The organism is Caulobacter sp. DMC95 (assembly GCF_056313785.1).
The window spans coordinates 571,319-583,896 of sequence record NZ_JBQUZP010000002.1 but is presented as its reverse complement, the minus strand read 5'-3'; the positions used below and the strand labels follow the sequence as shown (position 1 = coordinate 583,896).

Annotated in this window: 13 protein-coding genes; 11 read left to right on the top strand and 2 right to left on the bottom strand. The window is 66.0% G+C overall.

Features of this window, described 5'->3' with window-relative positions; genetic code table 11:
• Window positions 1-5: 5 nt before the first annotated feature.
• Window positions 6-965 (bottom strand): hypothetical protein, encoded by a 960-nt coding sequence (locus ACT53N_RS06745; RefSeq protein WP_476063173.1) that lies wholly within the window; start codon window positions 963-965, stop codon window positions 6-8.
• A gap of 207 nt (window positions 966-1,172) precedes the next feature.
• Here ACT53N_RS06745 and obgE point away from each other — a divergent pair, with 207 nt between their 5' ends.
• The 11 genes from obgE to ACT53N_RS06690 all read left to right on the top strand — a co-directional run bounded on the left by obgE (window position 1,173) and on the right by ACT53N_RS06690 (window position 11,718).
• The gene (obgE, locus tag ACT53N_RS06740; RefSeq protein ID WP_476063172.1) at window positions 1,173-2,237 is read left to right on the top strand and encodes a GTPase ObgE; all 1,065 of its coding nucleotides are present in this window, start codon (window positions 1,173-1,175) and stop codon (window positions 2,235-2,237) included.
• Complete coding sequence (proB, locus tag ACT53N_RS06735) at window positions 2,234-3,367, top strand: glutamate 5-kinase (RefSeq protein ID WP_476063171.1); 1,134 nt, start codon at window positions 2,234-2,236, stop codon at window positions 3,365-3,367. Before obgE ends, proB begins: the two co-directional genes overlap by 4 nt.
• 206 nt (window positions 3,368-3,573) lie before the next feature.
• Complete coding sequence (locus ACT53N_RS06730; protein ID WP_476063170.1) at window positions 3,574-5,103, top strand: UbiD family decarboxylase; 1,530 nt, start codon at window positions 3,574-3,576, stop codon at window positions 5,101-5,103.
• Between the two features lie 33 nt (window positions 5,104-5,136).
• Window positions 5,137-5,676, top strand: coding sequence for a hypothetical protein (locus ACT53N_RS06725; RefSeq protein WP_476063169.1), 540 nt, complete (start codon window positions 5,137-5,139; stop codon window positions 5,674-5,676).
• Window positions 5,673-6,251, top strand: a complete 579-nt coding sequence (locus ACT53N_RS06720; protein WP_476063168.1) for a hypothetical protein — start codon at window positions 5,673-5,675, stop codon at window positions 6,249-6,251. The genes ACT53N_RS06725 and ACT53N_RS06720 overlap by 4 nt, the downstream gene beginning before the upstream one ends.
• A 95-nt stretch (window positions 6,252-6,346) precedes the next feature.
• Complete coding sequence (locus ACT53N_RS06715) at window positions 6,347-6,913, top strand: hypothetical protein (RefSeq protein ID WP_476063167.1); 567 nt, start codon at window positions 6,347-6,349, stop codon at window positions 6,911-6,913.
• A gap of 69 nt (window positions 6,914-6,982) precedes the next feature.
• Entirely contained in the window at window positions 6,983-8,815 is a 1,833-nt protein-coding gene (locus ACT53N_RS06710; RefSeq protein WP_476063402.1) for a M14 family metallopeptidase, read from the top strand.
• A gap of 84 nt (window positions 8,816-8,899) precedes the next feature.
• On the top strand, window positions 8,900-9,301 hold the full coding sequence (locus ACT53N_RS06705) for an MAPEG family protein (protein ID WP_476063166.1): 402 nt from the start codon (window positions 8,900-8,902) through the stop codon (window positions 9,299-9,301).
• A gap of 55 nt (window positions 9,302-9,356) precedes the next feature.
• A complete protein-coding gene (locus ACT53N_RS06700) occupies window positions 9,357-10,688 on the top strand; it encodes a TldD/PmbA family protein (protein WP_476063165.1) in 1,332 nt (443 codons plus the stop codon).
• On the top strand, window positions 10,685-11,464 hold the full coding sequence (locus ACT53N_RS06695; RefSeq protein WP_476063164.1) for a 3'(2'),5'-bisphosphate nucleotidase CysQ: 780 nt from the start codon (window positions 10,685-10,687) through the stop codon (window positions 11,462-11,464). Before ACT53N_RS06700 ends, ACT53N_RS06695 begins: the two co-directional genes overlap by 4 nt.
• Window positions 11,465-11,484: 20 nt before the next feature.
• Window positions 11,485-11,718, top strand: a complete 234-nt coding sequence (locus ACT53N_RS06690) for a DUF4170 domain-containing protein (protein WP_310217897.1) — start codon at window positions 11,485-11,487, stop codon at window positions 11,716-11,718.
• Window positions 11,719-11,845: 127 nt separating this feature from the next.
• On the opposite strand, the gene ACT53N_RS06685 is transcribed toward ACT53N_RS06690, so the two are convergent.
• Complete coding sequence (locus tag ACT53N_RS06685; protein ID WP_476063163.1) at window positions 11,846-12,511, bottom strand: fused DSP-PTPase phosphatase/NAD kinase-like protein; 666 nt, start codon at window positions 12,509-12,511, stop codon at window positions 11,846-11,848.
• Between the last annotated feature and the right edge of the window lie 67 nt (window positions 12,512-12,578).

Below are 12,578 nucleotides of genomic sequence, written 5' to 3'. Positions count from 1 at the left end.
GAACCTCAGGCCGCGCGGTGGGTGTGGATCACCTTCTGCGGACCTTCACGGAAACGCTTCTCGGCGGTGACGATCCGCTCGCAAAGGGCGTCCAGGTCGCTGAGCAGCGAATAGGTCGCGTAGATGGGGATCTCCATCATCGCCACCTGAGCGCGCGGCATGAACTCGGTGTACTTCTTCCACGCCGGGTGATTGTCGCGCGCGTTCAGCGCACGCTGGCCCAGCGGATTCCACAAATCCAGATCCATCAGTTCGTCGCGGCACTGCTTCATGACCGGCAGGGCGATGTAGAGGAAGAGGAACGTCGGCGTCGCGGCGCGGCCGAACTGCGGCTGAACCTGCAGGTGCCAGATGCGGTAGGCCTCGAAGAAGCCGGCCTTGCGGACCGGGTCTGGCGGGAGCCAGGTAGCATTCTCATTGATCAGATCAGCCGACGTCGCGGCCCGCTTGACCAGTTCATCGGCGCTGGAGCCCGGGGGCATGGTCTTGGAAAGCGCATTGACCGGAATGGCCAGACGCTTGGCCACATCAGGATAGGTGACCAGCTTGCCGCCCATCGGCGTCCATTGGCCAAACGACGGCGCGCCCGGCGTGCTGGCGCGCTTGGTGGCGGCGGCCTTGTGCAGGAGCAGTTGCTCTTCGCGCATCTGTTCGGCGCGGAGGCGATCGAACTCGGCTTCGTGCGCGGCCTGTTCCTCGGCGGTCATCCAGCGGGCGCGGCCCGGGCCATACGTGCGCTCGTATCGATTGAGCAGGACGAGCGTGTGATCGGCGGACGGCTTGGGGCCTACTTCACCGATGAAGACCTTGAAATCGCGCCACTGCGGCGCGACGCCGGTGCCTCGCCCGATCAAGATGTTGCGATGCGCAGAGGCCTCAGCGCTATACTTGCGGTGGAGTTCCTGCGTCGACAGATCGCGCAGATCCTTCGCCAGCAACGCCATGCCCTCTTCTTCGCTCGCCAAGGTCAGCCTCCTGCTCCGCCGTAGCAAAAACCACGGTTTTGCTGCCAAGACTCTTTGTCGCACTCTGTGGTTTAACATTTCGTCACGACGGCGAACGTCGATCGCGGTTTCAGGGCAACCCGGCCCGTGACCAAGCGACACAGGCCCTGAAGCGTCGGAACGGCGTTTGGGCTCGACGCGCGGGACGCCTTGGGACAAAAGAGCCCCATGAAATTCTTGGACCAATGCAAGATCTATATCCGCTCCGGAAACGGCGGCGGCGGATCGGTGTCGTTCCGTCGTGAAAAGTACATCGAGTACGGCGGCCCGGACGGCGGCGACGGCGGTCGCGGCGGCGATGTGTGGATCGAGGCCGTGGAAGGCCTCAACACCCTGATCGACTATCGCTACCAGCAACACTTCAAGGCCGGGACCGGGGTCCATGGCATGGGCCGCGCGCGCCACGGCGCCGCTGGTGAAGACGTCGTCCTGAAGGTTCCCGTCGGCACCGAGGTGCTGGAGGAGGACAAGGAAACCCTGATCGCCGACCTCGACCACGCCGGCATGCGCATCCTGCTGGCCAAGGGCGGCAACGGCGGCTGGGGCAATCTGCACTTCAAGGGGCCGGTCAACCAGGCGCCGAAATACGCCAATCCCGGCCAGGACGGCGAGGAACGCTGGATCTGGCTGCGACTGAAGCTGATCGCCGATGTCGGCCTGGTGGGCCTGCCCAACGCCGGCAAGTCGACCTTCCTGGCCGCAGCCAGCGCCGCCAAGCCGAAGATCGCCGACTATCCGTTCACCACCCTCACGCCGAATCTCGGCGTCGTAGATCTGTCGAGCAGCGAACGCTTCGTCCTGGCCGACATCCCCGGCTTGATCGAAGGCGCCTCCGAAGGCGCCGGCCTTGGCACCCGCTTCCTCGGCCACGTCGAACGGTCGGCCACGTTGATCCACCTGATCGACGCGACACAGGAGGATGTGGCGGGGGCTTACGAGACGATCCGAGGCGAGCTTGAGGCCTATGGCGACGAACTGGCCGACAAGGCCGAGATCCTGGCCCTGAACAAGATCGACGCCCTCGACGAAGAAACCCTCGCGGAAAAGGTCGCCGAACTGGAAGCCGTCTCGGGGATTAAGCCTCGGCTGGTTTCGGGCGTCTCCGGTCAAGGCGTGACGGAATTGCTGCGCGCGGCCTACAAGCAAGTGCGCATCCGCCGCGGAGATCTTGAGGAAGAGATCGACGACGACGAGGATCACGTGGACGAGACGCCCGGAGGCTGGACGCCGTGACATCGGGCTCCCGGGAGGCCTTCGAGACCGCCTGTCGCATCGTATTCAAGGTCGGCTCGGCCCTGTTGGTCGACGCCGAGACGGGCGCGGCCAACCGCGCCTGGCTGGAAGCCTTCTGCGCGGACGCCGCCGCCCTGCGGGCCGCCGGGAAGCAGGTTCTCGTGGTCTCGTCGGGCGCAGTCGCGCTGGGTCGCCGTCGCCTTGGCCTCAGCAGCCAGCGCGCCACTCTTCCTGAGAAGCAGGCCGCCGCAGCGGCGGGTCAAAGTCTTCTGATGCGGGCCTGGGAAGAGGCTTTCGAGCCTCACGGGATCAGTGTCGCCCAGATCCTGCTGACCCGCGACGACACCGAGATGCGTCGCCGCTGGCTCAACGCTCGGGCGACGACCGAGACCTTGATGGGTCTTGGGGTCGTGCCGGTGGTCAACGAGAACGATACGGTCGTGACCGAGGAGATCCGCTACGGCGACAATGATCGGCTCGCCGCCCGCGTCGCCCAAATGGCCGGCGCCGACCTGCTGGTCCTGCTGTCGGACATCGACGGCCTCTACACCGCCGACCCGCGCAAGAACCCGAAGGCGGCGCATATCGCGCTCGTGTCGGAGATTACGCCGGAGATCGCCGGCATGGCGGACGGCGCCAACGCCGCAGCCGGAGTCGGCACCGGCGGCATGGCCACCAAGATCGCCGCCGCCCGCATCGCCCGCGCCGCCGGCTGCGCCACCTTGATCACCCTGGGCTCGCGCCCGCGTCCGCTGGCCGCCATCGCCGAGGGCGAGAAGGCCACCCTGATCGAGGCGGGGGCCTCCCCGGCCGCTGCCTATAAAGCCTGGATCGCCGGATCGCTCGCGCCTCAAGGCTGGGTGACGGTCGACACCGGAGCCGCCGCCGCCCTGGTGTCGGGCAAGAGCCTGCTCGCTGCAGGGGTCCGCGCCGTCGAGGGCCCGTTCGACAAGGGCGACGCGGTGCGCGTTCGCGACGAGACTGGCCGCGAAGTGGCGCGGGGTCTTATCCGCTACGACAGCGCCGACGCTCAGCGGATCGCGGGTCTGCGCTCGGACGCGATTGAGGCAGAACTCGGCTTCACCGAAGGCCCGATGATCCACGCAGACGATCTCGCCGTATCGGCTTAGCGCTTGAACTGCCGATCTCCCCGGCGAGCGCCGGGGCCCAGATCGAATTCGCAAGCGTCTGAATAGACTGGCTCGGCGGTTGGCGCGATCGCGCCGGAAGCTCCAGATGAATCTGGGTCCCGGCGTTCGCCGGGAAATTCGGATGAATTGGGTGATTCCGCTCAGCGTTCCGCCGGTCTAGTTTCCGCGCGTTCCCAGGAGTCTCCATGGCTTACCGATCCCTTCGTGAATTCATCGACGTCCTGGAGGCCAAGGGCGAGCTGGTGCGCGTCAAGGAGCCGGTCTCGAGCGTCCTGGAGATGACCGAGATCCAGACCCGCCTCCTGGCGACCGGCGGACCGGCGGTGCTGTTCGAGCATGTGCTGCTGCCCGATGGCTCGCGCTCGGCGATGCCGGCGCTCGCCAACCTCTTCGGTACGGTCAAGCGCGTGGCCATGGGCGTGACCCTGGGCGGCGAGCCGCGCGAGACGGCCGGCGAACTGCGCGAAGTCGGCGAACTGCTGGCCTTCCTGCGCCAGCCCCAGCCGCCCAAGGGCCTCAAGGACGCCCTCGACATGCTGCCATTGGCCAAGACGGTCATGAGCATGCGCCCTGGCACGGTGAAGAAAGCGCCCGTGCAGGAGGTTGTCCTGACCGGCGACCAGATCGATCTCTCCAAGCTGCCGGTCCAGACCTGCTGGCCGGGCGAGCCCGCGCCGCTGATCACCTGGCCGCTGGTCGTCACCAAGGGCCCGAGCAAGGACCGCGAGGACGACTTCAACCTCGGCATCTACCGCATGCAGGTCCTGTCGAAAGACAAGTGCGTCATGCGCTGGCTGGCCCATCGCGGCGGCGCCCAGCACTACGCCCGCCACAAGAAAGCCGGCTCCAAAGAGCCCCTGCCCGCCTGCGCCGTCCTGGGTGCGGACCCCGGCACGATCCTGGCCGCTGTGACGCCGGTGCCCGACACCCTGTCGGAGTATCAGTTCGCCGGCCTGCTGCGCGGCGCCAAGGTCGATCTCGTGCCGGCCAAGACCGTACCGCTGATGGTCCCGGCCCACGCCGAGATCGTCATCGAGGGCCATGTCCTGCTGGACGAGTACGCCGACGAGGGCCCCTACGGCGACCACACCGGCTACTACAACAGCGTCGAGAAGTTCCCGGTCTTCCAGGTGACGGCGATCACCATGCGCAAGGACCCGATCTACCTGACCACCTTCACCGGCCGCCCGCCGGACGAGCCTTCTGTGCTGGGCGAGGCGCTCAACGAGGTGTTCATTCCGCTGATCCGCCAGCAGTTCCCCGAGATCGTCGACTTCTGGCTGCCGCCCGAAGGCTGCAGCTACCGCATCGCCGTGGTGTCGATGAAGAAGGCCTATCCCGGCCACGCCAAGCGCGTGATGCTGGGCGTCTGGAGCTACCTGCGCCAGTTCATGTACACCAAGTGGGTGATCGTCGTGGATCACGACATCAACGCCCGCGACTGGAAGGACGTGATGTGGGCGATCAGCACCAAGATGGACCCGGCAAGGGACATCACGGTGATCGAGCACACGCCGATCGACTATCTCGACTTCGCCAGCCCCGAGAGCGGCCTCGGCTCCAAGATCGGCCTCGACGCCACCGACAAGTGGCCGCCCGAGACCAAACGCGAATGGGGCGAGGAGATCCGCATGGACCAGGCCGTGGTCGACAAGGTCAGCGACATGTGGGGCCGGCTGGGCCTGCCGGGTGACGGTAAGCCGATCTGGAAGTAGCTTGAGCTAGAAGTCGCGGTCGGGGGGCCATCGATGAGCGCGTTCGAGTATATCTTCGCCTTCTACAGCCTGATCCTCGGCCTGGCGGCGGCCGAGGTCGTCCAGGGCTTCGCCGAGATGTGGCGGGACCGTCAGAAAGTCAGGGTTGGTGTTGCAACCCCGATTTTCGCCCTGTGCGTCCTGCTGGGCGTGATGAACGCCTGGATCACCTTTTGGGCCCGTCGCGACACCCTCGATGTGGGGGCGGAAGCCATGTTGCTCGCGGTGAGCATGGCGCTGCCCTATGTCTTCGTCAGCCGGCTGATGTTTCCACGCGTCGGCGAGTCGGCGACGCTTGAAGAACACTTTCTTATGCACCGCCGCCTTCTTCTGGTGGGCTTGGCCGGACCGCCGCTGATTGGCCGCCTGTACGGATTTATCGCCGGCGCCGGCTTTCCGACTGGCTTCGCGGGCGTCTATTTCGCCGCCCGCATCCTGCTGCCCTTCGCGCTGGTTTTCGTGACTGACCCGCGCTGGATACGCGTCGGTCTCATAATAATGGCGCTTCTAATGATCGCAGGCCTGTTCCGATGAGCGCCTTCGAGTTCTTTTTCTCGCTTTACGGGCTGGTTCTGGGCCTTTCGGTCGTCGAGATCATCGGCGGCGTCGCCCGACTGACCCATGACGCCAAGGGTGTCCAGATCGGGCTGCTGACACCCGTCCTGATCGCGGTGTTGCTGACGGATTTGTGCGGCTTCTGGGTCACCGCCTACCTGCTCTACAATGACAAGCACCTGAACTATCTGGTTATCGTTCTGAGCCTCTTTGCGGCGTCGCTCTACTATCTGGCGGCCTCGATCGTCCTGCCGCGCGACCTGGCGCAAGAGCCCGACCTCGACGCCGTCTATTTGCGACACCGCAGGCTGATCATGGCCTGTATCGCCGTCGCTGGGTTGGTGATGTTCGAGCTTATCCCCTCGCTGACGCCTGCGGGCTTCGCCCAGCGGCTGGCGTTCTGGTCGAACCTTTCTCAGAGCTGGCAGCCCCTCACCTTTTTCCTCTGCGTCGGCGCGATCATGCTGACGCGAAGCAAGGCGGTGAACCTTGCGCTGATGGTGTTGATGCTCTCGACGAACGTCGCATCGTTCCTCAGATTGCCGTCCATCTGAGGGGAATTGGAAGGCCGCCGCCGAGCAGACCCGCACGCTCTCGATGACGCCCGCTCGCCAAGCCGCTAATCTGTGACTCGCCGCCCGGGGGACACATGGACGCGATCGAGATCTTCTTCACCGTCTACGGCGCGTTGCTGGCCCTGGCTGTCGCCAAGCTGCTGTCCAACGTGGCCCGTATCGCTCGGGCGCGGGACAGGGTGCGGATCGGCTGGTCGATGCCCCTGTTCACGCTGTTATTGCTGCTGGACATCTGCAGCCTGATCAACAACGGCGGTCGGATCCTCGGCCTCGCCGACTTGAGCCTCAGACTCGTCACGAACGGGGTGATCACTGCCAGCCTTTACTATTTGCTGGCGACGCTGACAGCGCCGGACGACGGAGGCCAGACCACCGATCTGGACGACTACTATGATCGGCATCGCCCCCTTCTGATCGGCGGGATGGCCTTGGGCAGCGTTCTCGGCTTCGAGGTCAATTCTGTTCTGATCCGAGGCTTCAGCGAGACGCTCGAAGCGCGCTGGATGGGATTGAACGCGGCGCTGATGCTCGCCTTCTACCTCCTGATCGCGGTGCTTCTGTTCGTCCGCAACCGAGCGGTCAATCGCGTCGCGCTGGCGGTCCTAAACGCGATCTTCCTGGTGGTTCTCTTTACCTTCTAGCCGCCCACGCCCCAACGGCTCTTGCCAGGGCGGCCCGAAGGCGCGACGACAGCGGCCATGCGCCGCTCGATGCTTATCGCCGCCTCCGCCCTGTTCGCCTTCGGAGCCCCTGTCATGGCCCAGACGCCCTCGCCTCCATCCGTCGGCGCAGCGCCGTGGGACCAGCCATTTTTGCCGCCCGCGCCGCATTGGCAGGGGGCCAGCCAGGCGCTGATCCGCGACAAGGCCGACCCATGGGTGACGCCGTTCGAGGCCGACCCCGAGCACAATTTCTCGCCGACCTACGCCGACACCCGCGCCTGGTTCCAGAAGCTGGACAAGGCCAGCCCCCTGATCCGCGTCGAGGACTTCGGGGTCTCGCCGCAGGGCCGTGAGATCTTCGCGGTGATCGCGTCCAAGGACGGCGAGAAACTCGATCCCAAGAAGCCGCTGCTGCTGGTCCAGGCGGGCATTCACCCCGGCGAGATCGACGGCAAGGACGCCGGCATGATGCTGCTGCGGGACATGGCGTTCCACGGCAAGGATGAGCTGCTCGACAAGGTCAACCTCGTCCTGATCCCGATCCTGTCGGTCGACGGCCACGAGCGCGCCAGCGCCTATTCGCGTCCCAACCAGCGCGGACCGCGCATCCAAGGTTGGCGCAACACCGCGACCAACCAGAACCTCAACCGCGACTTCATGAAGCTGGACCAGCCGGAGATGCGGGCGCTGAAGCGCCTGCAAGCCAAGTACAAGGCTGATCTCTATGTCGACGTCCACGTGACCGACGGCATGGACTACCAGTACGACGTCACCTACGGATTCAACGGTGAGAACGGCGTCTGGAACCGCTCGCCGGCGATCGCCCAATGGCTGGACAGGGTGCTGAAGCCCGCCATGAACAAGAGCCTGGAGGCCGAGGGCCATATTCCGGGCGAACTGGTCTTCGGCATTGACGAGCACAATCCCAAGGCCGGCTTCTCGGACGGTGGCCTGGGCGAGCGTTTTTCGAACGGCTGGGGCGCAGCCGCCCACGTCCCGACCATCCTGATCGAGAACCATAGCCTCAAACCCCACGCCCAGCGCGTGCTGGGAACCTATGTGTTCATCGAGACGTCCCTGAAGCTGCTGGCCGACAAGGGTGGCGACCTGCGCACCGCCATCGCCGCCGACAGCGCCCTGCGCCCGGCGGAGATCCCGGCCAACTTCGTCGCTGATCCCAAGCCCGCCTACACGCGCGCCTTCAAGGGCATCAAGTACGAGTACTACGACAGCCCGGCCTCGGGCCGGAAGGAAGTGCGCTGGCTGGGCGAGGCTGATCCGGAGATCTGGAACGTCCCGTTCTATGGCTCCAAGCCTTCGCTGACGCTCAAGCGTCCTGCCGCCTACTATGTGCCCAGCCACCGCGCCGACATCATCGAGCGCCTGAAGCTGCACGGCGTCGCGCTGGAGCCCCTGACCACCGACCAGACGCTCAAGGTCGAGATGATCCGCCTGGTCGAGCCCAAGATCGCCCCGCGCGCCAATGAGGGCCACGTGCAGATCAGCGTCGAGAAGGTGACGACCGAGGCCCGCGACTGGACCTTCCCGAAAGGCTCGGTACGCGTGCCCACTGACCAGCCGCTCGGCGATCTTGTCGTGCTGCTGCTGGAGCCGCAGTCCAGCGAAAGCCTCTTCGCCTGGGGCATGGTTCCCGAGGTGCTGAGCCGCGTGGAGTACATCGAGCCCTATGCGATCGCCCCGCTGGCCGAGAAGATGATGGCCGCCGATCCCGCCCTGAAGGCCGAATTCGACGCTAAGCTGTCGGCCGAGCCCAAGTTCGCCGCCGATCCCGCTGCGCGCCTGGCCTGGTTCTACAAGCGCACCCCGTTCTACGACGACCATCACCTGCTCTATCCGATCGCTCGCGAACTCGCGCGATAAGGTCGCCGGGTTGCCGAGCCCGGGCGGAAGGCCTCATATGGCGCTCCGCTCGGGGGGAGCGGGCGCAAGGACGACGAGAAGACCATGGATACGATCGTTTCGGGCCACGCCGCCGCCCTATGGGCCGGCCTCAACCTTTTCCTGCTGCTGATCCTCTCGCTGCTGGTCGTTCGCTTGCGCCAGAAGCACAAGGTGGCGCTGGGCGACGAGGGCATCCCGGAGCTCGCCCGCGCCATCCGCGCCTTTGGCAATGCGTCGGAGTATATCCCGTCCGGCGTCGCCGCCCTGGCTGTGCTGGCCGTCGCCGGCGCCGCGCCCTTGGCCATCCACGTCGTCGGCTTCATTTTGTTTGCTGGCCGTGTGGTTCACGCGATCGGCCTATCCAACAGCGGCGGCGCCTCGATCCCGCGCGCGATCGGCATGGTCGCCACCTGGCTGGCCTACATCTTCGCCGGCGTAGCGCTGCTGCTGTCGGCGATCGGCTAGCTACGAATTGTCCTCCCCCGTTGCACGGGGGAGGAGATCACGTCCATAAGACCCCATGGACGATAATCTGCTGCATGACGTGGTCGCCGCCGCGCGCAAGGCCGGGGCCGACGCGGCCGAGGCTGTCTTCGCCGAGCGCCAATCCCTTTCGGTTTCGGTTCGCCTGGGCGAGCTTGAGGAGGTCGAACGCGAAGAGGCCCGCGATCTGGGCCTCCGGGTGTTCATCGGCCAGCGCAGCGCCACCGTTTCCGGCTCCGACATCTCGCCCGAGGCCCGCGCCAAACTGGTCGAGCGCGCCGTCGCCATGGCGCGCCTGGCGCCGGAAGATCCCTACGCCAGCCTCGCGCCCCAGGATCGTCTTGCGCGAGGTCCGTTCCCGGATCTTGATCTGATCGACGCCTACGAGCCCTCGGCCGAGACGCTGGAAACCCAGGCCCGCATCGCCGAGGAGCACGCCCGCGCGGTCAAGGGCGTCACCAATTCCGATGGCGGCTCGGCCACCTGGTCATCGTCGCGCTGGGCCCTGGCCACGAGCGACGGCTTCCACGGCGCGCATGCCGCCACGGGTCACTCGATCTCGGCCTCGGCCATCGCCGGCGAAGGCGCGGGCATGGAGCGCGGCGGCGAGGGTCGGTCGGCGCGGCACTTCGGCGACCTGCCCGCCGCCGGCGACATCGGCATGGAGGCCGGCCGCATGGCGGTCGCCCGCCTGAACCCCCGCAAGATCGCCTCGACCACCGCGCCCGTGATCTTCGAAAATCGCCTGGCCATGAGCCTGATCGGTCCGCTGCTGGGCGCGATCTCCGGCCCGTCGATCGCACGCGGCACCTCGTTCCTGAAGGACAAGCTGGGTCAGGCGATCTTCGCCAAGGGCGTCAACCTGCTGGAAGACCCGCACCGAGTGCGGGGTCTTGGCTCGGCGCCGTTCGACGACGAGGGCGTGGCCACGCAGGCGCGCGCCCTGATCGAGGACGGCGTCCTCACCACATGGCTTCTGAACACGAGCGCAGCCAAGCAACTGGGCCTCGCGACGACCGGCCATGCCTCGCGCGGCCTGGCGGGTCCGTCCGGGGTCTCGACCCACAACCTGACGCTTCAGCCCGGCGCCAAGGATCTGCAGGGCCTGATGAAGGACGCTGGGACCGGCCTCGTGGTCACCTCGATGTTCGGACCCTCCCTGAACGGCAACACCGGCGACTGGTCGGTGGGCTGCTCGGGCTACTGGTTCGAGAACGGCGAGAGCACCGGCCCGGTCACCGAGATCACCGTGGCCGGTAACCTGATCGACATCTACGCCCGTCTCGTGCCGGGCTCGGACCTGCAGTTCCGGGGCGCCAGCAATAGCCCGTCCCTCTTGGTCGACGCCCTGGCGATCGCGGGCAAATGAACGATCTGGACCTGATCATCGCCGCGGCGCGGGAGGCGGGCGAACTGGCGCTCAGCGCCCGCGAGAACGGCCTGAAGATCTGGTCCAAGTCGGGCGGCTCGCCGGTCACGGACGCCGACCTCGCGGTCGACACCCTGTTGCGTACGGAGCTGCGCGCCGAACGCCCCGACTATGGATGGCTGTCGGAAGAGACCGCCGACGATCCGGCCCGCCTCTCCACCGGTCGACAGTTCGTGGTCGACCCGATCGACGGCACCGTCGCCTTCATGAAGGGTAAGCCCTGGTTTGCGGTGTCGATCGCCGTGGTCGAGAACGGCAAACCCGTCGCGGGCGTGGTCCACGCCCCGGCCCTGGACGAGACCTACGCTGCGACCTTCGATGGTCCCGCGACGCTGAACGGCGCGCTGATCGCCCCGAGCGCAACCGAGGTTCTAGAAGGCTCGGCGATGCTGGGCGACGCCAAGATGTTCGCCCACCCCGCGTGGCGCGAGCCCTGGCCGACGATGCGGATCGAAACCCGAAACTCCATCGCCTACCGAGCCTGTCTTGTGGCGGCGGGGGCCTTCGATGCGGCGGTGGCGCTATCACCGAAGAGCGAGTGGGATGTCGCGGCCGCCGACCTGATCTGCCAGCGCGCCGGCGCGGCGCTCAGTGATCACAAGGGCCGCCCCTACGCCTATAATCGGCCCGTTCCACTGGTTCCGAGCCTAGTTTGCGCCAATCAGGCGCTTGCGCCATTGATCCTTAACCGTGTCGGGCATATCGAGCTGCCATAATTACAATTCCTCGCAGGAACGTGCTCCAAATGCCTGACAAGCAGCTTCTTCATATCGTGGTCGGCGGTGAACTGAAGGACGTCGCGGGCGTCGAATTCCGCGATCTCTCGAAAGTCGAATTCGTCGGCGCCTATCCGAGCTACGACGAGGCCCACAAGGCCTGGAAGGCCAAGGCCCAGGCCACGGTCGATAACGCCCACGCCCGCTACTTCATCATCCACGCCCACAAGCTGCTGGATCCGAGCGAGGGCTGATCTGGTCTGAAATCCTCCCCCTAGCGGGGGAGGTGTCGGCGAAGTCGACGGAGGGGGAAGAGGCCGGATAGCCGGTTACGCCCCCCTCCGGCCTTCGGCCGCCTCCCCCACGGGGGGAGGATTTGGATCACTCCCGCCGCAAAATCTTGTCCGTCAGCACCTTGCCCAGCATGCCCGCCCGGAAGGTCTTCTTCATCTCGACCGGGTCGTAGTCGTCGCTCTCGACCCATTCGCTGAAGGTCAGGCCCTTGGGCTCACCCTTCTCGAGATACTGCTCGAACACATAGTCCAGCACGCCCGTGTTGCCGTGCTTGATGTGCAGGTAGCGCGGGCCCAGCTGCTGCATCGCCTCGCGGATCGGCTGACCCAGCCGATAGTGGGCGTAAAAGACGCTCATGATGCCCGCCCGGTCCGCGCCGGACTTGCAGTGCATGAGGGCCGGATATTCGATCCGCTCAAACAGTTCCTTGGCGCCGCGCACCCGCTCGCGGATCGGGACCTCGCGCGAGGTGATCACGAAGTCGACGAAGTTCAGGCCCAGGCGCTCGCAGGCGTCCTTCTCCAGCGCATAGAAGCTGCCGTCAAAGCCGCCGCGCAGGTTCACGATCGTCTTGATCCCGCGCCTCTTCCACCACGCCAGCTGGAACGGCCAGGGCTGGTTGGCGCGGACCAGCTCCGGGCTGATCCAGTGGGCGTTCGAAAAGCCCAGGCGCAGATAGGCGTGATCGTTCCACAGATAGTGGAGATAGGTCTTGAACCGGCCCCAGCGGGTGGTCAGGTCGAACTTGGCCAAGGCGGCGCGATCCTTCGGAAACTCGGGGTCTAAGTAAGGACATAGGCCACGAAAGGCAAAATCCCGC